This is a genomic window from Methylocystis parvus OBBP (genome assembly GCF_027571405.1).
GTDB classification, from domain to species: Bacteria; Pseudomonadota; Alphaproteobacteria; order Rhizobiales; family Beijerinckiaceae; genus Methylocystis; species Methylocystis parva.
The window spans coordinates 1,675,492-1,699,236 of sequence record NZ_CP092968.1 but is presented as its reverse complement, the minus strand read 5'-3'; the positions used below and the strand labels follow the sequence as shown (position 1 = coordinate 1,699,236).

Sequence of the window (23,745 nt, the reverse complement as noted above, 5' to 3'; positions counted from 1 at the left end):
GAGGCTGGCGCCGCCTCATCGACTTCAGTTGCGGAAGACGACGTCCTGCGCGAAAAAATCTCGCCTGTCGCTTAATTCTGGAAAGGCGCCATGACTTCGCGAATATTGGAAGCCGCGCGGTTGAAGGGCGGCGCGTCGGCTCGTTCGCGCGCATGTAATAGAGGCGTAGCCTGGTTCCATCGTCTTGCGGATGAAAATGTCGATCGCCGGGTCGCGCCGCGCCGCGCCCAACGCCTCAATTGGGGCAAGGCGCTCGACGCCGCAGACCGTTTTCTATGCGATTGCCTGATCGCCGATCGCACGCAAGCAGGCGCGCGATTGAGGCTTGCGCGCAACGTCGTCCCGCCGCCCGCGTTTCAATTGTTCGAGGAGGCGAGCGGCGCGATCTACGCCGCGCGCATCGTGTGGCGGCGCGGCTCCGAGATCGGATGCCGTCTGTCTCGCGCGCCGACGCCGGGCAAGGCGCAGGCGGCGCGGCGCATGAGAAGTCGCAACTACGCGCTTTGAGCGTTTGGCGGGAGAGACGAGGCGTCAGGCTTCGCCGCCGACGAAGCATTTGAGCCGTCTCTCTTGCGCCCATAGCGCGGCGTTTCCCGCGCTGGCGGCGAAAGCGCCTGCGTCGAAATTTGCGCGGCGATCCTCCGCGGCGCGAGAGAGGAGCGTCGCGGCGATGGAGAGCAGAATGGTGGAGGAGGCCGTCACGAAGGCCGTATCGTCCGCGCCCGCATCGCGCGCGTCCTTGCGGATGCGCGCGACGAGACGCCTGATTTCGTAATCGAGAATTTCGAGATCCTGACGCAGCGGCGTTTGCAGCCTTTGGCATTCTTCGATCGTCATCGCAGGCAACGCCGCGCCTTGCGCCGGAACGCTCATTCACCAACCCTCTTCGTTACGCTGTCGCTGCGAGAAAATCTGCGCGCGAGGTCTGAACAAAAGACTTCCCTCGAGCGGGGCGTGAAGCGGCGCGGCAAGCCTCGCGCAACATGGCGCTCACCGGCTGCGCTCGAGACACCCCGCGCGCTCGATCTGCGCTGCAAGCGCCAGGGTTTCGCCCTTGAGTCGCGCTGCTTCCGCCTCGCGATTTTCGCCGAAGATTGTCGCCATCGGCGTCGGGACGCCAAAGATGCGCGTGCGGTCTTCGGCGTAGCGGTGGTTCTGCGTGAGTTCGGCGTAGATGAGGGTGCGCATCGCCTTGGCGCGCATAATGGAAAGCTCGCGGCAGGTCGCGCGTTCGAAGGCCTCGGGCGGAATCGGCGCGGGCGTGATTTCTCCATGGCTTCTCGCGCAGGCCGAAAGCCCGCAGACCAGCCAATAGGCCAACGCCTCTTTGCGCCGCAGCATTTTCGTCTCCGCAAGCGTCGACGCCGGGTCGACCGGCGTCCTTTCTGGCAAAGCATGCTGGCGCGAGCCGTTTCGGGCCGCGACATATTGGCTGCGGCGCGCGCTTCCCGGCTCCTATATGATTGTAATATACCGAAGTTACGCTGCCCGCAGTGCGGCGTGGGCGCGACGGCGGCGGTTTCGACGCTTTTTTTGCGCCCGCAATGTCGTTAGAGCGGGACAGGCCGCCGTCGGACGGCGATACTGGGCGCATTGCATCGACCGCGCGCCGCGCGGGCCGAGAGAAGGATGGGATAGAGCATGACGATCGGTCGCGACGAAGAGCCAGTGGTCAAACGGCGCAAGGCGCCGCCGGGGACCGAGGCGGCTTCGGAGCGGAAGGCGAAGGAAAAGGCCAAGCAGGACAAGGCTAAGCAGGACAAGGCCAAGTCCGAAAAGAAGATCGCCAAAAAGACCAAGGCGAAGGAGCCGGTCAGGATTCTGGCCATGGAGGCGTCAGAGGCGGAGCCGCTCGCCGTCGGATCGCAGCGGGCGGCGAATCGGGCTGGACGTCCGGAAGGGACGCAGGCGTCGGCCGGGGGAGCGCCGATGACCGCTTTGGCGGGCGTCGACATAGAAGCCATGGCCGAGAATATGGCGCAGCTTGTCGATCAGGGCCGCAAAGCGCTCGCGGCGGCGATCGGCACGGTAGACGCCAGCGGATCGCGCAGCGAGCTCGCGGCCAATGTTGCGGACGCCACCAAGACGCTGGGCACGGTCGCCGAATATTGGTTCGCCAAGCCCGAGCGCGCCGCCGTGGCTCAGGCCGAGCTCTATGGCGGGTTGAGCGAGATCTGGCGTCAGACCCTGCGCCGCTATTCCGGCGAGAACGTTCCGCCGATCGTCGCGCCCGACCCGAGCGACAAGCGTTTCGCCTCGCCGGAATGGGAGGAAAATCCGTTTTTCGACTGGCTGCGCCAAACCTATCTCTACGCGGCGCGTTGGGCGGGCGACATGGTCGACAAGGCCGAGGGGCTTGATCCGCACACGCGCGCCAAAGCGCAATTCTATACGCGGTTGATTTCGAGCGCCGTGTCGCCGTCCAATTTCATCGCCACCAATCCCGAGCTGTTGCGCGCGACGATCGAGGCCAAGGGCGAGAATCTGATTCGCGGCATGAAGATGTTCGCGGAGGATCTTAGCGCGGGCGGCGGCATGCTGAAAATTCGTCAGACCGACGACAGCAAGTTCAGACTGGGAATCGATCTCGCAAATACGCCCGGCAAGGTCATCTGGCGCAACGACGTGATGGAGCTGATCCAATACGCGCCGGCGACCGAGGAGGTCTATGCGCGCCCATTGCTGCTCACCCCGCCCTGGATCAACAAATTCTACGTGCTCGATCTGAATAAAGAGAAGAGCTTCGTGCGTTGGGCCGTGGAGCAGGGCTTCACCGTCTTCATCATCTCCTGGGTCAATCCGGACGAGAGCAAGGCCGAGAAGGGATTCGAGGCCTATATGCATGAGGGCATCCTCACCGCGCTCGACGTCATTGAGAAAGCGACCGGCGAGCGCAAAGTGGCGGCGGCGGGCTATTGCGTCGGCGGCACGCTGCTCGCGCTCACGCTCGCTTATATGGCGACGAAGGGCGACGACCGCATAGAGAGCGTGACCTTCTTCGCGACGCAGGTGGATTTCAGCGAGGCCGGCGATCTGCAGATCCTCATCGACGATGAGCGAATGGCGGCGCTCGACGAGGCGATGGCGAAGACCGGCTATCTCGAAGGCGTGAAGATGGCCAACGCCTTCAACATGCTGCGGCCGAACGAGCTCATCTGGAACTATGTCGTCAATAATTACATGAAGGGCGTGGAGCCCGCCGCTTTCGATCTCCTTTACTGGAACTCGGACTCGACGCGCATTCCGCGGGCCAACCACTCCTTCTACATGCGCAGCTGCTATCTCGAGAACCGCATCACGCGCGGCGAGATGGTGATGAGCGGCGTGCCGATCAATCTGCGTCTCGTGAAGATACCCATCTATTCGATCGCCACAAAGGAAGATCACATCGCGCCCGCGCGCTCCGTCTTCCGCGGCGACAAGTTCTTCGGGGGCGACGTCACCTATGTGCTCGGCGGCTCCGGCCATATCGCCGGCATCATCAATCCGCCGGCGAAAGGAAAATATGATTACATGACCGGCGGGCCGGTGAAGGGCAGTTTCGAGGAGTGGGTGGCGAAGGCCGAGCTCCACAAGGGCTCCTGGTGGCCGCACTGGTTCGAATGGATCACGACGCAGGCGCCGCGCAAGGTTCCCGCGCGCGAGCCGGGCGGCGGCGAACTCAAGCCGATATGCGACGCGCCGGGCGAATATGTTCGGGTGAAGGGCTGACCTCAGCCGGAATTGTTGCGGACGAGATAAGCAATGCGCGCGGCCATGCGCTCGACTTCGAGCGGGTCGTAATCCGTCGGCGCGTCTTCCGGCGGCAGGTCGGTTTCGCTGACGCGCGTCTCCATGCCGTTCGAGCCGAAAAAGAATCGCGCGCCGGTAGGCGTGAAGGTGACGATCCATTCGGCGCCGTCGCGTTCGATGCGAAAATCATCTGTCTTGAGCGCGTGCATGCGGCGGCCCCTTCGGTTGAGCCGGATGTAGAAGGATAAAGCCTTTGGGCAAGCGCCGCGTTCCGCCGCCCCGCGTCAGATGACGTAATCGAAGGAGTCGTAGGCGAGGCCGCGCAGGATCTGATCCATGTCCCGGGCGGGCTCGGATTTCGGCTCGACGCCGACGATCTTCGCCGGCACGCCCGCGACCACCGAATGCGGCGGCGCGGCGTGCAGCACGACCGAGCCGGCGGCGATGCGGGAATAGGCGCCGATCTCGATATTGCCGAGGATTTTCGTCCCCGCGCCGATCATGACTCCGCGGCGCACCTTGGGGTGCCGGTCGCCTGCGACTTTGCCGGTGCCGCCGAGCGTCACGCCATGGAGGATCGAGACGTCGTCCTCCACCACCGCCGTCTCGCCCACGACGAAGCCGGTCGCGTGATCGAGGAAGACGCCCTTGCCGAAACGCGCCGCGGGATGAATGTCCGCCGCCAGCGCGTCGGAGGTGCGGCTCTGAATGTAGAAGGCGAAGTCGCGCTTGCCCTTGCGCCACAACGCATGGGCGAGGCGCGAGGCCTGTATGGCGTGATAGCCCTTGAAATAGAGCAGGGGCTCCATGAGCCGCCTGCAGGCCGGATCGCGTTCGACATAGGCGGCGGCGTCGGCGCGGAAGGCTTCGCCGATCTCGGGCTCGCTCGCCAGCGCATCGAGAAAGGCGTCGGCGATCGAGGCGGCGTCCATGGCGGACGCGCCCAGGCGGCCGCTCACGCGATGTATCACCGCTTCCTCAAGGCTATGCCTGTTCAACAGCTCGCCGATGAAGAGCGGCGCAAGCGTCGGGTCGAGCCGGAGCGCGTCCTGCGCCTCCTGTCGCATATGCGCCCACATGGCGTCGCTTTGGGCGCAAAGCGCGCAAAGCTCTTCCGCGGGGCGCTCGGGCGACATCAGAACTTCACCTGCGGCGGCTGCTGGGCGGATTCGCTCGCCGTGAATTCGGCCATCGGCTTCGTCCCCGAGAAGAAGGTCTTGGCCCAAAGTAGCGTCGGGAAGGTCCGCAGCGAGGTGTTGAACTCTCGCACCGCGTTGATGTAATCGCGCCGCGAGACGTTGATGCGGTTCTCCGTGCCCTCGAGCTGCGACTGCAGCGCCAGGAAGTTCTGGTTGGATTTGAGGTCCGGATAGGCTTCGCTCACCGCAAGGAGGCGGCCGAGCGCGCCGGAGAGCTGCGCCTGCGCGTCCTGAAACTGCTTCATCTTCTCGGGGTCGGTGATGGTGGAGGCGTCGACCTTCACAGAGGTGGCCTTGGCGCGCGCCTCGACGACGGAGGTGAGCACGTCCTTTTCCTGCTTCGCGTAGCCCTGAACCGTCGCGACGAGGTTGGGGATGAGATCGGCGCGGCGCTGGTACTGGGATTGCACCTCCGCCCATTTGGCCTTGGCGTTTTCCTCGAGAGTCGGGATCGTGTTGTAGCCGCAGCCGGAAAGCGACAGGGCGGCGACGATCGCGAAAGCGAGGGCGCGCCAGCGGGACAAGAGGGTCATGTGCAACTCTCCATGGAAGCGGGCGCGACCGTCGCCCTGGCCAGATTGACGGGGCAAACTTAAGCGCTCGCCAGACGCATGGGAAGGGCGGGCGGAAGGCTTGGTTTGCGGCAGATAATTCGCCGCGTGGCGTATGCTTCGAGTAGTATGGCGCATAAAAGGGGAATGCGATGGCCATCGATGAAATCATCGGCAATTTCGAGCTTCTGGACGAGTGGGAGGATCGCTACCGCTATCTCATCGAGCTCGGCCGCACGCTCGAGCCCTTGCCGAAGGAAGCCTATACGGAAGAAAACAAGGTGCGCGGCTGCGCCAGTCAGGTGTGGCTGGAGACGACGCCCGGACAGGACGCGTCGGGGGCGCCGGTGCTCAATTTCCGCGGCGACAGCGACGCCCATATCGTGCGCGGCCTCGTCGCGCTGGTGCTGGCGCTTTACTCCGGCCGCCGTGCGCGGGAGATCGCCGAAACGGACGCCCAGCCGCTCTTCAAGCAGCTCGGCCTCGCCGAACATCTGACGCCCCAGCGCGCCAATGGTCTGCGCTCCATGGTCGAGCGGATCAGGAAGGAGGCGGCGGCCGCGCTTGCGGGATAAGGGGCTTCTCCCCCGCCATCCGCCGCCATGGCGGGCGCACAAACCGATCCCGGCGAGGCGATTGCGGCCGTCCAGCTTCGGAAGGCTTTTGGCGGAGCGGGACGTTGCGCCGACACGCAAGAAACGGCGCCGGGACGCGAAGCGGCAATACAAGCTCAATCTTGTCAAAATTCGATAATTCATAGAAAATTAAGACAGTCGGCCCCCACGGGTCTCGTAAAAACGCAACGCGCGCACAGACCGCAATTTTAAAGGCGGCGCATCATGTTGAAGCTTCATACTAATTCGTCGTTCTATACGATTGCGCGGCTCCTTGTTGGCGTCGCGGGCCTCTCGCTCTTCGCCGCTCCGGCGCGGGCGACGCATGACGATGATCTGCAATGGGCCGAATTCGTCGCACGCACCAAAATGCAGAAACATGTCGGCGTGCAGCCGGCCGTCCGATATGTGTCGCAGCCGGACTTCGATGTCGGCAAGGCGATCATGCTGAATTTCGGAAACGGCGCCAATTCGATCGGCGGGGCGACGGCGGGAGGCGCCGGGTTCGTCTCCGGCGCGCCCCGGCACAACGCCGAGGTCACGTTCACGTTCAAGACCTATTCCTGGCCTGGGCAGCAGGGCGAGGGCATACAGGGCGGCATCGCCTATGCCGACGACGGCACGGTCTGGTTCACTGTCGCCGATCGCGGCGTAATTAATGGCAACACCAATTGGATTGACTATGTCGGCCGTCTCGGACTCGACGAGCAGATCACGCTCTTTCCCATTCCCATGCGCGTCGCCGGCGCGACGGATTTTCCCTCCGCGATCGCGCTCGGTTGGGACGGCGCCATGTGGTTCACCGAGCTGGTCGCGCCGCGCGTCGGGCGGATCACCAAAGCCGGCGCGGTGACCTTCTTCCCGCTTCCCTCCAGTCTGGAGTCGGCGCAGCAGCTCGTGGGCGGGCCGGACGGCGCGATGTGGTACACGGCGTCGGCGGGCGCGAACGGCAGGATCGGGCGCATCACGACGGCGGGCGTCGTCACCGAGTTTCCCGTGCCGACATCCGGCGCCCAGCCGCAGGGCATCGTTCCTGGTCCCGACGGGGCCATGTGGTTCACCGAGCCCGGCGTGAACAAGATCGGGCGCATCACGCTGCAAGGCCTCGTCAAGGAGTTCGCGCTGCCGACCCCGGGCGCGCAGCCCTGGGAGATCGATTGGGGTCCCGACAACGCGCTCTGGTTCGCCGAGCCCGGGATCAACAAGATCGGGCGCATCACGCCGGGCGGCGTCGTCACCGAATATTCCCCGCCGAGCGCCAATTCGGCGCCGGGCGGCGTCGGCATGGCGGGCGACGGCGCGATATGGATATCGGAGACGGGCACGGATCAGCTCGGCCGCGCGACGCTCGCTCCAAATCTGCCGGCTACATGGACCGTCGCGGCCACGGGCGACGTCGACGGGGCAGGGAAGGCGGATATTCTCTGGCGCGACAGCGCCGGCAATTTCTCCGCTTCCCTCATGAACGGCGCGGCCATTGCGTCCTCGGCCCTGCTCGCCAATCTTCCGATCGACTGGAAGGTCGCCGGCAGCGGCGATTTCAATGGCGACGGCCCCGGACATAAGACCGACATTCTCTGGCGGAACGGCGCCACCGGCGACGTCGTCGTCTCGCTGATGAACGGCGCGTCGATCACGTCGAGCACATTCGTCGCGAATCTGCCGAGGAGCTGGGACGTCGCCGGCGTCGGCGATTTCGACGCCGACGGCAAGGCGGACATTCTCTGGCGCAATCTCAACGGCGACGCCGTCGTTTCCAAGATGAACGGCGCGTCGATCGTCTCCAGCACTTTCGTCGCGTCGCTGCCGGGCAATTGGGGCGTCGCCGGGGTCGCGGATTTCAGCGGCGACGGCGCCGCCGATATTCTGTGGCGCAACGCCACGACAGGCGATTACGTGGTCTCCTTCATGAACGGGCCGGCGATCACGTCCTCCGCCTTCCTCGCGCGGACGCCGTCAAGCTGGGTCGTCGCCGGCGTCGCTGATTTCAACAACGATCACAAAGCCGACATCCTGTGGCGCAACGTCAATGGCGACACGATTGTTTCGCTTGTGAACGGATCGGTGATCTCGTCCTCGCTCTTCGTCGCCAATCCGCCGGCGACCTGGTCGGTCGCTGGCGTCGGCGATTTCGCGGGCGACGGCGCGAGCGACATTCTCTGGCGGGACGCGGCGACAGGGAATCTGGTCGTGTCGCTCATGAGCGGCGGCGTCATTTCGGCGTCGACGCTGGCCGCTTCCCTGCCGTGACCTTCGAGAGCGCCGCGTGTCTCGAGAGAGGCGCGCTCGCCTCTCCCCTCACAGGCGTTCGATCTTGCGCGCCGCTTCGTCGATGAGATCGGCGACGGAAAAGAGCAGCTCCTTTTCCGGCTGGCCCGACAGGCGCTGTTGGAGAACGGTCTTGAGGTTGCTCATGGCCCGGAAAACCGGGCCGGCGTCCACGACCTCGCTCTTCTTGCGCAGCTCGTCGAGCCGGGCGAGAGCGGCGTCGGCTTCGGCGCGGTTCGCCGCGAGATGGGCGGAGCCCGCCTCCGTGATCGCATAGAGCTTCTTCGCGCCCTCGGCCGCGCGGCTTTCCACCTGTCCCAATTCTTCGAGAAGCGTCAAAGTCGGATAGACGACGCCCGGGCTCGGGGCATAGGCGCCGCCGGTGCGCGTCTCGATCTCGCGGATGACGTCATAGCCATGCCGCGGCTCGCTCTCCAGCAGGAGGAGAATGACGAGGCGCAGCTCGCCCCCTTCGAACATGCGGCGCCGTCCGCCGCCGCGCATGCCCTCGCCCGGGCGGCCGAAGCCTCTGCGGCCAAATCCCTCGCCGCCGCGCCCGCGCATCGCGTGGGCGGCGTGGAATTCGTGACAGTGGCGAGAATGGCGGTGTTCATGATGATGGTTCATAAAAACATGTCTCCTTTTGTTTAGACACAACTAAGATATATCTTAGATGTAGCGTGTCAAGGTCTGGAGCCGCGCGTCAAAGGCTTGGCCGATAATCCTCCGCGCCCCAATGCAGCAGACCCTTCGCCCGCGCGGGGCCAGTCGCCTTGGTCGCGATCCCGTAATGCTGCGCCAGCCGGTCCAGCGCGATTTTCAGCACCACCTTGCCGGAGCGGGCGGGCCAGCCCCTCTCGCTTTCGACCGTCTCCAGCCCTTTGAGAAAGCCGCAAACGTCGGTGAGGAGCCCGGCGAGTTCGGCGCCGACCGCATTATAGGCGCCGCTCAAGCGCCGCCGCGCGTCCATGGCGATATCGGTCACGGCGACGCCGGCGTCGGCGCCGCGCCGCGACGCCGAGATCGGCGCCTCCCAATTGGCCGTGACGCGCTGGAGAATCCCGGCCTGCTCGACGTCGCGGCGAAAGCGTTCGCCGGCTTCGAGCTGCGGCGGCGAAAGGAAGGGCTTGCCGTCGGCTCCCTTTCGACGCGCGAGCCAGGCGAGCGGACTCTCCGTCTCGTTGACGATTGTCGGCCGGGCGCCCTTTTCCAGCGCGCGCTTCTCGAAGATCCCGTGCTGGGCGCGGAACGGATCGAGCGCCGGTTCCCGCGGCTCCGCGCGGCGCAGAAAGGCGCGGCCGGGCTCGGCGATGCGCAGGATGCGGCCTGCGCCCTCTCGCGTCCATGCGGCGAGACCGCGGGAGACGGCGATCTCGCCAATGGCCGCGGGAAGCCGGGCGCGCGCCACGGTGACGCCGTTCCTGGGCGAAAAGACGACGATCATGTCGTTCTCCAGATCGCTCGGCGCGGCGCGGGCGCCGGCCTCGCCCAGCGTCTCCAGCAGGCGGCGGAGCAGGCGCGGCGCCTCACCGTTCGCGCGCGGATTGCGGCTCATCGCGTCGCTCCTTCCATTTCGCTCATGAGGCGGCAAACCATGTCGCGCTGCGCCGCGACGGCCTGTTCGAGCCGCGCCGTCCAGCCGTCCACCTGCGGATCGTCGCGCAGATCCTCGATCACCGCACAGGCGTAGCGCACCGTCGCCCGGTCCCGCGCGAAGGCGCGGGCGCAGGCGGAGAGGCTCGCGCCAAGCGCGACATGATGGAGATAAACGGCGAGCTGGCGCGCTCTTGCGACGGGAGCGCGCGAGCGCGTCGGGCTGGCGATCGCCCGCGCCGGAAGGCGCGCGACAGCGGCCGCGGCGGCGGCGCTGAGCCCCTCAACGGCAGGAAAAGGTTTGGGACGTGAAGAAAGAGACATGTCGGCCCCCGATTGAGTGACGGCCAAGGCTATGACGGAAAAAAATCCTATTCAAGCGGAAAAAATTCTATCCCCAGGCCGGCGGCCGCGCCCATCCTCCCCGGGCAGGAGGATTTCGCCATGTTCGTCGCTTCGCATCGCCCCGCAAAGACCCGCGCCGTCCAGCGGCTGAAGGCCGGGGCCCGTCCCGCGCTCGAGGAGGCGCTTCAAGCCGGTCTCGCCGCCTATGACCGCCGCGACGCGCTGTCGCGATTCCACCGGCTGTCGCGTGAGACGATCGCCGGCGAGACGCCCGACGCGGTCCACGCGATCCTGCGCGAGATCGCGCGCGCTTTGCGCGCGGAGCGCGCCCGCAGCGGCCATTGGACATATGACCTTAACCGCCATATCGCGCTTCTCGTCGCGCATCGCGCGGAGACGGCGCGGCTCGCGCGCCTCGAAGGCCGGCCTGCGTGAGAGCGCTTTTCAGAGCGGCGCGCATTGCTTAAGTTTCGGCGTCGAATTCCGACCGCCAAAGGCCATGCAATGCTGATCGAACGAATTCTCGCGCTCGCCGCCGCCGCCGTCGTGGCGATCTGTCTCGGCGTGGGCCTGATGATGATCTCGTTCGCGCCGACGAAGCCCGGCGTCGGTCTCGCCGGCCTCGCCGCGCCGATCGACAAGGGAACCGCGCGGCAGATGGTCGAGACGGCCATTGCGCAGACGCCGGAATATGCGCGCTACTTTTCACGGATGCGCGAGACCTTCACGCAGGATTACGAGGCCGCGCTCAATGAGTTTTCGACGCGTCTCGCGGACACCAAATTGGAGCAGAGCGTCGATTATTATCTTTCCGAGGCGGTCCGCCGCCTGCGCCAGTCGCGCGGCGCGCTCGCCGGAAAAGCGGAACCGGAGGCGATGTCGAAAGTCTTCGCCAAGCAGCTCGACGTGCTGCAGGCGGTGGCGCGCGAGGACAAGAAGATGTGCGTCGCCTTTCTTTACGGCGCGACCAATCTCGACTTCCAGCGCTTCGCCGCCGCGCAGCGTCCTCTCGTCGCCGATATGGCGACCGCCAATCTCGAAGCGATGGCGAGCGGGCAGGAAAAGAACATCTCCCGCGCCCAGCCTAATGAGGCGGATTTCAAGACGCTCGAGACCGCGCTGCAGGCGCGCGGCCTGAGCAAGGCCGAAATAGACGCGCTGCTCGACGGCAAGATGCCCGACCCGCCGCTCGACGACGCGAAAATGTGCGCGGCCGGCCAGACCTATCTCGAAGTGCTGCGCACGCTGCCCGAAGCGTCGCGCACGCGCATTTACGGGCTGGCGCTGGAGTTGATGTCGAAGTCGTAAGGAATGGAATTGGCTGGATCGCCGGGTTTCTTTCATCTAACTTAGCGTTGCGGCTAATGAACGCGAAGCCCCGGCTTCTCGTTCGAAACCCGCGCGCAGCTGTTTTGCGGCGATTTAGCGATGCGGTTTTAGAAAAAAATTTGAAAGGAGTGATTGATATGGGCAGGAAGCCAGTGCGCAAGGCGCGAGCGACGACCCGTAAGACCTGGTCGAAGCCAAGAAAGCGCGTCGCGGTAAAAAAGCCTATTGGCGTGGCGGCTCCTCGCGTCGCCAAAGCAGAAATAATCGAAGGCGCCCGCTTGGAATGGAACCGCGACGCGTTGCATTCCATCGTCCCAAGTCAAGAGTTCGGCTTCGTCGCTTCCCCCGCCAATCGTGGGATTGGCGCAGGTCCGTTGACGGGTTTCGGCCGGGCGTTTGGCCGGCGCGCGGCGGCGGAGCCTTTGCGCATTCTTTGCGTTCATGGCGTCGGCCATCAGGAGTCCGATCCGAATTTTCGGCCCTCCTGGACGGCTGCCATCTCCAACGCCGCCTGGGCTGTCGACCCGGCCTGCGCCGTGCAGATTGATTTTTTCGAATATGACAGCCTGGTCGATAATGGCGGGACCAATCCGCTCGCTTATGCCGCGGCGCTAGCCAGATTGTTGGGCAGCCTTGCAGTCAACGGCGTAGGCGACGCGTTGGGGCGGACGCGCGGATTCGATTTGTCCGACTCGTATCAGCGCACGGTGGGGATGATCGCCAATTGGGTTGCGAACGACAGTCTGCGGGCGGCGTTACGCGCGGAAATCGCAACTGCCTTCGTAACGAAAGACTATCACGCCGTTTTCGCGCACAGCCTCGGCTCGCTGATTTGCTACGACAGCTTGGCGTTTGGAGCGGACGGTCTCAAGGAAAAGATATTTGTGACTTTCGGCTCGCAGATCGGCCATCCCGCCATTCGCGACATCTTCGCCGGCCGGATCCAAATGCCCGACGTCGGCAGATGGTTCCACCTCTTCAACCCGGACGACAATGTTCTCACCACACAGCTTCGCATCTCGGACGAACGGTTTGAGCAAGTCCAAACGCCTTTCGACATTCCCAACGATGCGCTCAACCACGATGCGACCTCGTACCTGTCGCACCGAAATACAATTGACACGGCGTGGCGCGCGCTAGTCGGCAGCGCTGCATCAACGAGAGAAGTAACGAAAGCGACGCGCGACTTCCGCCGAGCCTTGCGCAAGCCCGACAAGCGCGCCTTGCTGATCGGCATCAACGACTATCCAGATCCCGCCAATCGGTTGGAGGGATGCGTCAATGACGTATTTTCTATGAGCGCCCTCCTCCAGGAGAGCGGTTTCAAGGCGGAGGAAATTCGAGTCGTTCTCAACGAGCGGGCGACGAAGCAGGGCGTCTTCGATCGCCTGCACTGGCTGCTGGATGGCGTGCAGAAAGAGGATCAGCGCTTCCTGTTTTATTCTGGTCATGGCGCGCAGATCGCGGGTTATGACGCAAAAGGCGAGCCCGATCACATCGACGAATGTCTGGTCCCTTACGATTTTGACTGGTCTCCGGAGCGCGCCATCCTCGACAAGCAGTTCTGCGAGCTTTATTCGCAATTGCCTTACGAGAGCTGGTTTGTCGCCGTTTTCGATTGCTGTCATTCCGGAGGCATCGCCCGGGCGGGCGGGCCGCTGATACGCGGCATCGCGCCCCCAGACGATATCCGACATCGTGATCTGCGCTGGGACCCGGAAGAGAAGATGTGGGTACCTCGCAACTTCGAGCCGATCAATCGCTCCTTGAAGGACAGCCGGGAAGGTAAAGCTTATATTGGAAAGAACGGCGCAACGCGGCGGTTCGGCCGCGCAACCACGCTACGCTCGCTGGAAAATCACGATTTCGACCGCACACGTACAGCGCTCCGCCACGACGGTCCCTACATGCCAATCATCTTCGAGGCCTGCGGCGAGGGGCAAAAATCTTATGAATACCGGCATGGCGCGACATCTTACGGCGCCTATACATTCTGTCTCGCTCAGGTCCTGCGTCAATACCGCGATCAACACGCCAATTTGAGTTTCGTCGAACTCAGCAGTCTCGTGCAACAAAAGTTACTGCGGCTGGGATATAGTCAGGAGCCCCAGCTTCTGGGGAAGAAGGATCGGCTGAAGCTGCAAATCCCTTGGGTTGTCCCCAAGCCGGCAAGGGGCCGCCCCTCAACGCCCAAAAAGCGTTGATTCATCAAAGAAGCGATCTGGACTGCTGGCGCATCCCGGATTGCTTCGGCTCAGCTTCCGATTACGTCTTTTTCTGCTATCTCCTCGCACCGAAACGGCCCGCGCCATCGCGCGTAGCGCCAGGGCGTGAGCGCGCTCGCTTCCTCATTCAACGTCTCCGGCACGGGGTCGAAGCCTTCGCCGCCGCCGGGCCGGCAGCGGCAGATGCGGGCGAAGCCCATCCAGCCGCCGGCCCACAGGCCGTGGCGGGCGATGGCTTCGTCGGCATATTCCGAGCAGCTTGGCGCGTAGCGGCAGCTTCTGCCGGCGAAAGCCGAGAAGGTCACGCGGTAGACGAGAATCAAGGCGCGCGCGGCGCGGGCCGGGACGGTGAGCAGCGGGGAGAGGATATGAGCCACGCATCGCAATCTATGCGTTCGGCGCCCAAATCTGAAGAGATCCGCGCGATTTGCCGCCGATGAAGCGCGCCGTTACCCTGGTCGGCGATCGAGTCCCAGCAAGGAAACCGCCTGCAATGTTCGACCCGGCGCATCTCGCCTCGCTCCTCCAGCATTATGGCTATTGGGCCGTGGGGGGCGTCGTGATGCTGGAAAGCGCGGGCGTTCCGCTGCCCGGCGAAACCATCCTCGTCGCCGCGTCGATCTATGCGGGCCATTCCCACGCGCTCGCGATCGAAGGCGTCGTGCTGGCGGCGGCGGTGGGCGCGATCCTCGGCGACAATGCCGGCTATTGGCTCGGCCGCGAATTGGGGACGCCGCTGCTCGACCGTTTCGGCCCGCGCCTCGGCGTCACGCCGGAGAAAATTCAGATCGGGCAATATTTCTTCCGGCGCTGGGGCGGCTATGTCGTCTTCATCGGCCGTTTCATCGCGCTGCTGCGCGTGCTCGCGGCTTTTCTCGCGGGCGTGAACCGTCTCGCGCCGCCGACCTTCTTTTTCTTCAACGCCGCCGGCGCGCTCGTCTGGTCGCATCTCTTCGGCTACGGCGCTTATATGCTCGGTGCGGAGATCGAGAAGGTGAAGGGGCCGATCGGGATTGCGGGTCTCGTGATTGGCGCGATCGGTTTCATCGCCGGGTTGCGCTATTACATAGCAAATGAAGAGGCGCTGATCGCCCGCGCCAAGGAAGAAATGGCCAAAGAGCCTGTCGTTTGAACGGTTGAGCGGAACCTTTCAGTCCGCTCCTTCATAGTGACGACGTTGAAGGTATGAGCGTGGTCACGGTCGCGCCGGAGAGACGCCTGCGAAGCGTCGATTTTCCGGCGGCGATCTTGCCGCAGACCAAATGCAGCGTAGGCGCGAGAGCCTTCATTCGGGATGGGCGTCGAACAAGCAGGCGGCGACTGAAAATTAAAAAAGGCCGCCCCGAAACGGGCGGCCTTCGGTTTCTCGCAGCGCTGCGCGCCTCACTCCGCCGGCGGCAAAGCGGGCGCCGGCTCGGTCGCCTCGCGCTGCTCGATGATCAGATCGTCGCGGCCCGAGGCGATGCCTCGGAACTTGGCCATCGCCGCGCCGGTGCCGGCCGGGATGAGACGGCCGACGATGACGTTCTCCTTGAGGCCGACCAGCGGGTCGATCTTGCCGTTGACGGCGGCCTCGGTGAGGACGCGCGTCGTCTCCTGGAAGGAGGCGGCGGAGAAGAAGGAGCGCGTCTGCAGCGAGGCCTTGGTGATGCCGAGCAGCACCGGCGTGCCATGCGCAGGCTTGCCGCCATTCTCGAGCGCCTTTTCGTTCGCCTCTTCGAGTTCGAGCTTGTCGACCTGCTCGCCCTCGAGGAAGCCGGTGTCGCCCGGATCGACAATGTCGATCTTCTGCAGCATCTGGCGGACAATCACTTCGATGTGCTTGTCGTTGATGTTCACGCCCTGCAGTCGATAGACCTCCTGGATCTCGTTGACGAGATAGGCCGCAAGCTCCTCCACACCTTTGATCGCCAGAATGTCGTGTGGCGCCGGATTGCCGTCGACAATGTAGTCGCCCTTCTCGACGACGTCGCCGTCCTGAAGGTGGATGTGCTTGCCCTTCGGGATCAGATATTCGACCGGCTCCGCGCCTTCCTCGCTCGGGATGATCGAGAGACGCTGCTTGTTCTTGTAGTCGCGGCCGAACTGCACCGTGCCCGAGATTTCCGCGATGATCGCGTGGTCCTTGGGACGGCGCGCCTCGAAGAGCTCCGCGACGCGCGGCAGGCCGCCGGTGATGTCGCGCGTCTTGGCGCTTTCCACCGAAATACGCGCGACGATGTCGCCGGCCTTCACCGTGCCGCCGGGCTCGACCGCGATGATCGAGTCGACGGGCAGAAGATAGCGGGCGTCGCCGCCGCGCTGCAGCTTGCCGATCTTGCCGTCCGGCCCCTTGATGACGATCGAGGGCTTGAGGCTCGCCGAACGCAGGTTGAGACGGTAGTCCATGACCATGCGCTTGGCGATGCCGGTCGACTCGTCGACCGTCTCCGACATGGACTGGCCTTCGACGAGATCCTCGAAGCCGATCACGCCGTCGATCTCGCTGATGATCGGACGCGTATAGGGATCCCACTCCGCGAGGCGCTGACCGCGCTTGACCGTGTCGCCCTCGTCGACCTTCAGCTTGGCGCCGTATTGGATACGGTTCACCGCGCGCTCTTCGCCGTTCGGACCGAGGATCACGATGGCGACGTTGCGCGCCATGACGATGAGATCGCCATCCGAGTTGCGGGCCAGATGCCGGTTGCGGATATGGACCGTGCCCTCGAAATTGGATTCGAAGAAGGACTGATCCGCCAGCTGCGCCGCGCCGCCAATATGGAAGGTGCGCATGGTGAGCTGCGTGCCCGGCTCGCCGATCGACTGCGCCGCGATGACGCCGACGGCCTCGCCCATATTGACGGGCGTGCCGCGCGCGAGGTCGCGGCCATAGCACTTCGCGCAGACGCCGTTCTTGGCCTCGCAGGTGAGGACCGAGCGGATCTTCACCTCCTGAATGCCCGCGGCGTTGATCGGCTCGATATGCCATTCCTGGATCATCTCGCCCGCGGGCACGACGATCTTGCCGTCCGGCGTCTTCAGGTCCTCCGCCGCCGTGCGGCCGAGAATGCGGGTCGCGAGCGACGCGACGATCTGGCCGGCGTCGATGATCGCGCGCATGCGGATGCCGCCCGTGGAGCCGCAATCCGTCGACGAGATGATCGAATCCTGCGCGACGTCGACGAGACGGCGGGTGAGGTAGCCGGAGTTCGCGGTCTTCAGCGCCGTGTCCGCGAGGCCCTTGCGGGCGCCGTGGGTGGAGTTGAAGTATTCGAGAACGGTCAGGCCTTCCTTGAAGTTCGAGATGATCGGGCTCTCGATGATCTCGCCCGAGGGCTTGGCCATCAGGCCGCGCATCGCCGCGAGCTGCTTCATCTGCTGCGGCGAGCCGCGGGCCCCCGAATGCGACATCATGTAGATCGAGTTGATCGGCTTGTCGCGGCCGGAATCGTCCTTACGCACCGCGGAGATGCGTTGCATCATCTCCTCGGCGAGCTTGTCCGTGCACTTCATCCAGGCGTCGACGACCTTGTTGTATTTCTCGCCCTGGGTGATCAGGCCGTCATTGTACTGCTGCTCATATTCCTTCGCGGCGGCGCGCGTCTCGGAGACGATCTTCTCCTTCGTCTCCGGCACGACCATGTCGTCCTTGCCGAAGGAGATGCCGGCCTTGAAGGCTTCGCGGAAGCCCGTCGCCATGATGCGGTCGCAGAAAATGACCGTCTCCTTCTGACCGCAATTGCGGTAGACGGTGTCGATCATGTTCGAGATTTCCTTCTTGGTCATCAGCTTGTTGACGACGTCGAAGGGGATCTTGTTGTGCCTGGGCATGAGCTGGCCGAGGATCAGCCGGCCGGGCGTCGTGTCGTATATTTTCGACACGCGATTGCCGTTCGCGTCATAGGTCCAGGCGCGGCCCTTGATCCTGGTGTGCAGCGTGATGGCCTTGGCCGCGAGCGCATGCTCGATCTCGCCCTGATTGGCGAAGCACATGCCCTGACCCGGCTCGCCGTCGCGCTCCAGCGTCAGATAATAGAGGCCGAGAACGATATCCTGCGACGGCACGATGATCGGCTGACCATTGGCCGGGTGCAGAATGTTGTTCGTCGACATCATCAGCACGCGCGCTTCAAGCTGCGCTTCGAGCGACAGCGGCACATGCACGGCCATCTGGTCGCCGTCGAAATCGGCGTTGAAGGCCGCGCAGACCAGCGGATGGAGCTGGATCGCCTTGCCCTCGATCAGCACCGGCTCGAAGGCCTGAATGCCGAGACGGTGCAGCGTCGGGGCGCGGTTCAGCAGAACCGGATGCTCGCGAATGACCTCGTCGAGGATATCCCAAACCTCGGGCTTCTCCTTCTCGACGAGCTTCTTCGCCTGCTTCACGGTCGCCGAATAGCCCTTCGCGTCGAGACGCGAATAGATGAAGGGCTTGAACAGTTCGAGCGCCATCTTCTTCGGCAGGCCGCATTGATGCAGCTTGAGCTCCGGGCCGACGACGATGACCGAACGACCGGAATAGTCGACGCGCTTGCCGAGCAGGTTCTGGCGGAAGCGGCCCTGCTTGCCCTTCAGCATGTCGGCGAGCGACTTCAGCGGACGCTTATTGGCGCCCGTGATGACGCGGCCGCGGCGGCCATTGTCGAACAGCGCGTCGACGGCCTCCTGCAACATGCGCTTCTCGTTGCGGATGATGATGTCCGGCGCGCGCAGCTCGATCAGCCGCTTCAGGCGGTTGTTGCGGTTGATGACGCGGCGGTAGAGATCGTTGAGGTCCGACGTCGCGAAACGGCCGCCGTCGAGCGGCACGAGCGGACGCAGATCCGGCGGGATGACCGGAACCTCTTTGAGGATCATCCATTCCGGCTTGTTGCCGGACTGGATGAAGGCCTCGATGATCTTCAGGCGCTTGGCGAGCTTCTTGGGCTTCAGCTCGGTCTTCGCCTCGGCGATCTCCTGACGCAGCGACGCGGCGATGCCCTCGAGATCCATCGACTCGAGCAGGCGGCGGATCGCCTCGGCGCCGATCATGGCCGTGAAGTGATCCTGGCCATATTCGTCCTGCGCGGTCAGATATTCCTCTTCCGACAGGAGCTGGCGCTCCTTGAGCGGCGTGAGGCCCGGATCGATGACGATATAGGACTCGAAATAAAGGATGCGCTCGAGATCCTTCAGCGTCATGTCGAGCAGAAGGCCGATGCGCGAGGGCAGCGACTTCAGGAACCAGATATGCGCGACGGGCGCGGCGAGCGAGATATGGCCCATGCGGTCGCGGCGGACGCGCGCCAGCGTGACTTCGACGCCGCACTTCTCGCAGATGACGCCCTTGTATTTCATGCGCTTGTACTTGCCGCACAAGCACTCATAGTCCTTGATCGGCCCGAAGATGCGCGCGCAGAACAGGCCGTCGCGCTCGGGCTTGAAGGTACGGTAGTTGATCGTCTCCGGCTTTTTGATCTCGCCGAAGGACCAGGAAAGGATTTTCTCCGGGCTCGCGATCGAAATCTGAATCTGGTCGAAGGCCTGCGTCGCCACGACCGGATTGAAGAGATTCATGACCTCTTGCTGATTCATGGTCTTCTCCTGGGACGCCGGGGCGGGGAAGCCGCGCAACCTGCGTCGTAAAATCTTAAAACGAGGCTACCGCCGTCATTGCGAGGAGCGTAGCGACGAAGCAATCCAGAGCGACATTGACGCTGCTGGATTGCTTCGCTTCGCTCGCAATGACGGGTGACAGTCGCATGGACTATTCCGCGGCCTCCGCCGGCGGGGCGAGTTCTTCCTCTTCCGGCGCGGCGTTGGTCAGCTCGACATTGAGCGCCAGCGACCGCATTTCCTTGATGAGCACGTTGAAGCTCTCGGGAATGCCGGATTCGAAAGTGTCGTCGCCGCGCACGATCGACTCATAGACCTTGGTGCGGCCCGCGACGTCGTCCGATTTCACGGTCAGCATTTCCTGCAGCGTATAGGCCGCGCCATAGGCCTCGAGCGCCCAGACCTCCATTTCGCCGAAGCGCTGGCCGCCGAACTGCGCCTTGCCGCCCAGCGGCTGCTGGGTGACGAGCGAGTAGGGGCCGATCGAGCGCGCGTGGATCTTGTCGTCGACCAAATGATGGAGCTTCAGCATATAGATGTAGCCCACCGTGACCTTACGGTCGAAGGGTTCGCCCGTGCGCCCGTCGAAAAGCGTCACCTGGCCCGACGGGTCGTGGCCCGCCTTGCTCAGCATGTCGACAATGTCCTTCTCGCGCGCGCCGTCGAAGACGGGCGTCGCGATCGGCACGCCGCGGCGCAGATCCTTCGTGGTTTCCAGCAGCAGGCCGTCGTCGAGCGTCTCGATCTCTTCGTCCTTGCCATAGACGTCGGTCAGCGCATTGCGCAGGATCGAGGCGTCCCTCGACTTCATATAGGCGTCGACGGCCTTGCCCACCTGCTTGCCGAGGCCCGCGCAGGCCCAGCCGAGATGCGTCTCGAGAATCTGGCCGACATTCATGCGCGAGGGCACGCCGAGCGGGTTCAGCACGATGTCGACAGGCGTTCCGTCGCCGAGGAAGGGCATGTCCTCCTGCGGCACGATGCGCGAGACCACGCCCTTATTGCCGTGACGGCCGGCCATCTTGTCGCCGGGCTGAATCTTGCGCTTCACCGCGACGAAGACCTTGACCATCTTCATCACGCCGGGCGGCAGCTCGTCGCCGCGCTGCAGCTTCTCGACCTTGTCGAGGAAGCGGTTTTCGAGGCCCTTCTTCGACTCGTCGTACTGCTTGCGGACGGCTTCGATGGCGGCCATCAGCTCGTCGTCCTCGACCACGAAGGTCCACCACTGCGAGCGGGGATATTCGTCGAGGATCGCCTGAGTCAGCGATTGATCCTTCCTGAAGCTCTTCGGGCCGGCGATCGCCTTCCTGCCCATGAGCATCTCGGCGAGACGCGCATAGACGTTGCGGTCGAGGATGGCGAGCTCGTCGTCGCGGTCCTTGGCGAGACGCTCGATCTCCTCGCGCTCGATCGCCTGAGCGCGCTCGTCCTTCTCGACGCCGTGGCGGTTGAAGACGCGCACTTCGACGATGGTGCCCTGAACGCCCGGCGGCACGCGCAGCGAGGTGTCGCGCACGTCGGAGGCCTTCTCGCCGAAGATGGCGCGCAGCAGCTTTTCTTCCGGCGTCATCGGGCTCTCGCCCTTCGGCGTGATCTTGCCGACGAGAATGTCGCCCGCCTGCACCTCGGCGCCGATATAGACGATGCCCGCTTCGTCGAGATTCTTCAGCGTCTCTTCCGAGACATTGGGAATGTCGCGCGTGATCTCTTCCGGACCGAGCTTGGTGTCGCGGGCCATCACCTCGAATTCGTCGATATGGATCGACGTGAACACGTCCTCCTTCACGATGCGCTCGTTGAGGAGGATCGAGTCTTCGAAGTTGTAGCCGTTCCACGGCATGAAGGCGACGAGCACGTTGCGGCCGAGCGCCAGATCGCCGAGATCGGTCGAGGGGCCGTCGGCGATGATGTCGCCCTTCTTGATGATGTCGCCGACGCGGACGAGCGGCTTCTGGTTGATGCAGGTCGACTGGTTCGAGCGCTGGAACTTCATCAGGCGATAAATGTCGACGCCAGGCTTGGCCGGGTCGAGCTCTTCCGTCGCGCGGATGACGATGCGCGTCGCGTCGATCTGATCGACGACGCCGGTGCGGCGCGCCGAGATGGCGGCGCCGGAGTCGGCGGCGACGACGGCCTCCATGCCCGTGCCGACGAGCGGCGCGTCCGCCTTCACCAGCGGCACGGCCTGACGCTGCATGTTCGAGCCCATGAGCGCGCGGTTGGCGTCGTCATTCTCGAGGAACGGAATGAGCGCCGCGGCGACCGAGACGAGCTGCTTGGGCGACACGTCCATCGCGTCGACTTTTTCACGCGGCACCAGCATCACGTCGCCGGCGTGACGGCAGAGCACGAGATCTTCCGTCAGATTGCCGTCGGCGTCGATCGGGGCGTTGGCCTGGGCGACGTGATATTTCGCCTCTTCCATCGCCGAGAGATAGGCGACCTCATTCGTCACCTTGCCGTCGCGCACGCGGCGGTAGGGCGCTTCGATGAAGCCGTATTTGTTCACGCGCGCGAAGGTCGCAAGCGAGTTGATGAGGCCGATATTCGGACCTTCCGGCGTCTCGATCGGGCAGATGCGGCCGTAATGCGTCGGATGCACGTCGCGCACCTCGAAGCCGGCGCGTTCGCGCGTCAGGCCGCCCGGCCCCAGCGCCGAGAGACGGCGCTTATGGGTGATCTCGGAGAGCGGGTTGGTCTGGTCCATGAATTGCGAGAGCTGCGACGAGCCGAAGAACTCGCGCACCGCGGCGGCGGCGGGCTTCGCGTTGATCAGATCCTGCGGCATGACCGTGTCGATATCGACCGAGGACATGCGCTCCTTGATCGCGCGCTCCATGCGCAGCAGGCCGAGGCGATACTGGTTCTCCATCAGCTCGCCGACCGAGCGGACGCGGCGGTTGCCGAGATGGTCGATGTCGTCGATCTCGCCGCGGCCGTCGCGCAAATCCACGAGCGCCTTCACCACCGCGAGAATGTCCTCGCGGCGCAGCGTGCGGGTCGTGTCCGGCGCGTCGAGATCGAGGCGCATATTCATCTTCACGCGGCCGACGGCCGAGAGGTCGTAGCGCTCCGCGTCGAAGAACAGCGAATGAAACATGGCTTCCGCCGTGTCCATGGTCGGCGGCTCGCCCGGACGCATGACGCGATAGATGTCGAACAGCGCTTCCTCGCGGCTCGAATTCTTGTCGACCGCGAGCGTGTTGCGGATATAGGGGCCGATATTGATGTGATCGATGTCGAGGATCGGCAGTTCGTCGAAGCCTTTTTCGATCAGCGTCGGCAGCGTCTTCACGGTGATCTCGTCGCCGGCCTCGGCGAAGATTTCACCGGTCGCGGGATCGAAGAGATCCTGCGCGAGATATTGGCCGTAAAGCTCCTCGGGCGCGACGCGGATCGCCTTCACGCCCTTCTCGGCGAGCTGGCGCGCCGCGCGCACGGCGAGCTTCTTGCCGGCTTCGAGAATGACCTGTCCCGTGTCGGCGTCGATCATGTCGGCGACGGCCTTCACGCCCTTCATGCGATCGGCGTCGAAAGGCATGCGCCAGTTTTCGCCGTCCGCCTTGTAGGGGATGGTCTTGTAGAAGGTCGACAGAATCTCTTCGCCGTCGAGGCCGAGCGCGAAGAGCAGCGACGTCACGGGGATTTTGCGGCGCCGGTCGATGCGCGCGTACACGATGTCCTTGGCGTCGAACTCGATGTCGAGCCAGGAGCCGCGATAGGGAATGATGCGGGCCGCGAAGAGCAGCTTGCCCGAGGAGTGGCTCTTGCCCTTGTCATGGTCGAAGAACACGCCCGGCGAGCGATGCATCTGCGAGACGATGACGCGCTCGGTGCCGTTCACGATGAAGGTGCCGTTCGACGTCATGAAGGGCATGTCGCCCATATAGACGTCCTGCTCCTTGATGTCCTTGACGGATTTGGCCTGCGTATCGGGATCGACGTCGAACACGATGAGGCGCAGCGTCACTTTCAGCGGGGCGGCGAAGGTCATGCCGCGCTGGCGGCACTCGTCGACGTCATATTTCGGCTGCTCGAATTCGTAGCGCACGAATTCGAGCAGGGAGACGCCGGAGAAATCGGAAATCGGGAAGACGGATTTGAAAACGGACTGCAACCCCTCTTCGGGGCGACCGCCCTTGGGCTCGTCGACAAGCAGGAATTGATCGTAGGAGGCCTTCTGCACTTCGATCAGATTGGGCATCGCCGCGGCTTCCCGGATATGTCCGAAGAATTTGCGGGTGCGCTTGCGACCGGTGAACTTGCGGGCCGACGTCTGAGCCATGTCGCTTTTCGAGCCTCTCTTTTG

19 protein-coding genes are annotated in these 23,745 nt (G+C 64.1%); 8 read left to right on the top strand and 11 right to left on the bottom strand.

Annotation, left to right across the window (positions count from 1 at the left end):
- The first annotated feature begins 90 nt into the window (after nucleotides 1-90).
- Complete coding sequence (locus MMG94_RS08275; protein WP_016919404.1) at nucleotides 91-507, top strand: hypothetical protein; 417 nt, start codon at nucleotides 91-93, stop codon at nucleotides 505-507.
- 24 nt (nucleotides 508-531) lie between these two features.
- On the opposite strand, the gene MMG94_RS08270 is transcribed toward MMG94_RS08275, so the two are convergent.
- Both MMG94_RS08270 and MMG94_RS08265 read right to left on the bottom strand, forming a co-directional pair.
- On the bottom strand, nucleotides 532-873 hold the full coding sequence (locus MMG94_RS08270; RefSeq protein ID WP_016919403.1) for a hypothetical protein: 342 nt from the start codon (nucleotides 871-873) through the stop codon (nucleotides 532-534).
- A 117-nt stretch (nucleotides 874-990) separates the two neighbouring features.
- A complete protein-coding gene (locus MMG94_RS08265; RefSeq protein ID WP_026016161.1) occupies nucleotides 991-1,341 on the bottom strand; it encodes a hypothetical protein in 351 nt (116 codons plus the stop codon).
- A gap of 300 nt (nucleotides 1,342-1,641) precedes the next feature.
- On the opposite strand from MMG94_RS08265, the gene phaC reads away from it, so the two are divergent.
- Nucleotides 1,642-3,711 (top strand): class I poly(R)-hydroxyalkanoic acid synthase, encoded by a 2,070-nt coding sequence (gene phaC / locus MMG94_RS08260; RefSeq protein ID WP_016919401.1) that lies wholly within the window; start codon nucleotides 1,642-1,644, stop codon nucleotides 3,709-3,711.
- A 2-nt stretch (nucleotides 3,712-3,713) separates the two neighbouring features.
- On the opposite strand, the gene MMG94_RS08255 is transcribed toward phaC, so the two are convergent.
- From MMG94_RS08255 to MMG94_RS08245, 3 genes are all read right to left on the bottom strand, one after another.
- Nucleotides 3,714-3,941 (bottom strand): hypothetical protein, encoded by a 228-nt coding sequence (locus tag MMG94_RS08255; RefSeq protein ID WP_016919400.1) that lies wholly within the window; start codon nucleotides 3,939-3,941, stop codon nucleotides 3,714-3,716.
- Between the two features lie 75 nt (nucleotides 3,942-4,016).
- Nucleotides 4,017-4,868: a serine O-acetyltransferase gene (gene cysE, locus MMG94_RS08250; protein WP_016919399.1), complete on the bottom strand. Its 852-nt coding sequence runs from the start codon at nucleotides 4,866-4,868 to the stop codon at nucleotides 4,017-4,019.
- The gene (locus MMG94_RS08245; RefSeq protein ID WP_016919398.1) at nucleotides 4,868-5,464 is read right to left on the bottom strand and encodes a LemA family protein; all 597 of its coding nucleotides are present in this window, start codon (nucleotides 5,462-5,464) and stop codon (nucleotides 4,868-4,870) included. Before MMG94_RS08245 ends, cysE begins: the two co-directional genes overlap by 1 nt.
- A 170-nt stretch (nucleotides 5,465-5,634) precedes the next feature.
- On the opposite strand from MMG94_RS08245, the gene MMG94_RS08240 reads away from it, so the two are divergent.
- Nucleotides 5,635-6,057, top strand: coding sequence for a SufE family protein (locus MMG94_RS08240; RefSeq protein ID WP_016919397.1), 423 nt, complete (start codon nucleotides 5,635-5,637; stop codon nucleotides 6,055-6,057).
- A 264-nt stretch (nucleotides 6,058-6,321) separates the two neighbouring features.
- Nucleotides 6,322-8,346 carry a virginiamycin B lyase family protein gene (locus MMG94_RS08235; RefSeq protein WP_016919396.1) on the top strand — a complete coding sequence of 675 codons (2,025 nt, stop codon included), beginning with the start codon at nucleotides 6,322-6,324 and terminating at the stop codon, nucleotides 8,344-8,346.
- Nucleotides 8,347-8,394: 48 nt separating this feature from the next.
- Here MMG94_RS08235 and MMG94_RS08230 read toward each other — a convergent pair whose 3' ends face one another.
- From MMG94_RS08230 to MMG94_RS08220, 3 genes are all read right to left on the bottom strand, one after another.
- Complete coding sequence (locus MMG94_RS08230; RefSeq protein ID WP_154419927.1) at nucleotides 8,395-8,991, bottom strand: PadR family transcriptional regulator; 597 nt, start codon at nucleotides 8,989-8,991, stop codon at nucleotides 8,395-8,397.
- 76 nt (nucleotides 8,992-9,067) lie between these two features.
- On the bottom strand, nucleotides 9,068-9,919 hold the full coding sequence (locus MMG94_RS08225; protein ID WP_016919394.1) for a DUF6456 domain-containing protein: 852 nt from the start codon (nucleotides 9,917-9,919) through the stop codon (nucleotides 9,068-9,070).
- The gene (locus MMG94_RS08220) at nucleotides 9,916-10,281 is read right to left on the bottom strand and encodes a helix-turn-helix domain-containing protein (protein ID WP_016919393.1); all 366 of its coding nucleotides are present in this window, start codon (nucleotides 10,279-10,281) and stop codon (nucleotides 9,916-9,918) included. Before MMG94_RS08220 ends, MMG94_RS08225 begins: the two co-directional genes overlap by 4 nt.
- Before the next feature lie 120 nt (nucleotides 10,282-10,401).
- Between MMG94_RS08220 and MMG94_RS08215 the strand changes: the two genes are divergently transcribed.
- The 3 genes from MMG94_RS08215 to MMG94_RS08205 all read left to right on the top strand — a co-directional run bounded on the left by MMG94_RS08215 (nucleotide 10,402) and on the right by MMG94_RS08205 (nucleotide 13,835).
- The gene (locus MMG94_RS08215) at nucleotides 10,402-10,737 is read left to right on the top strand and encodes a DUF6477 family protein (protein WP_051001106.1); all 336 of its coding nucleotides are present in this window, start codon (nucleotides 10,402-10,404) and stop codon (nucleotides 10,735-10,737) included.
- A gap of 69 nt (nucleotides 10,738-10,806) precedes the next feature.
- On the top strand, nucleotides 10,807-11,610 hold the full coding sequence (locus tag MMG94_RS08210) for a hypothetical protein (protein WP_016919391.1): 804 nt from the start codon (nucleotides 10,807-10,809) through the stop codon (nucleotides 11,608-11,610).
- Between the two features lie 56 nt (nucleotides 11,611-11,666).
- A complete protein-coding gene (locus MMG94_RS08205) occupies nucleotides 11,667-13,835 on the top strand; it encodes a caspase family protein (RefSeq protein WP_154419929.1) in 2,169 nt (722 codons plus the stop codon).
- Nucleotides 13,836-13,885: 50 nt separating this feature from the next.
- Here the strand turns inward: MMG94_RS08205 and yidD are convergent, their stop codons facing one another.
- Entirely contained in the window at nucleotides 13,886-14,233 is a 348-nt protein-coding gene (yidD, locus tag MMG94_RS08200) for a membrane protein insertion efficiency factor YidD (protein WP_016919388.1), read from the bottom strand.
- Between the two features lie 116 nt (nucleotides 14,234-14,349).
- Between yidD and MMG94_RS08195 the strand changes: the two genes are divergently transcribed.
- Entirely contained in the window at nucleotides 14,350-14,988 is a 639-nt protein-coding gene (locus MMG94_RS08195; protein ID WP_016919387.1) for a DedA family protein, read from the top strand.
- A 251-nt stretch (nucleotides 14,989-15,239) separates the two neighbouring features.
- On the opposite strand, the gene rpoC is transcribed toward MMG94_RS08195, so the two are convergent.
- Together rpoC and rpoB are read right to left on the bottom strand one after the other, a co-directional pair.
- Nucleotides 15,240-19,412 (bottom strand): DNA-directed RNA polymerase subunit beta', encoded by a 4,173-nt coding sequence (rpoC, locus tag MMG94_RS08190; RefSeq protein WP_016919385.1) that lies wholly within the window; start codon nucleotides 19,410-19,412, stop codon nucleotides 15,240-15,242.
- Nucleotides 19,413-19,584: 172 nt separating this feature from the next.
- A complete protein-coding gene (rpoB, locus tag MMG94_RS08185) occupies nucleotides 19,585-23,721 on the bottom strand; it encodes a DNA-directed RNA polymerase subunit beta (protein ID WP_016919384.1) in 4,137 nt (1,378 codons plus the stop codon).
- Nucleotides 23,722-23,745: the final 24 nt, after the last annotated feature.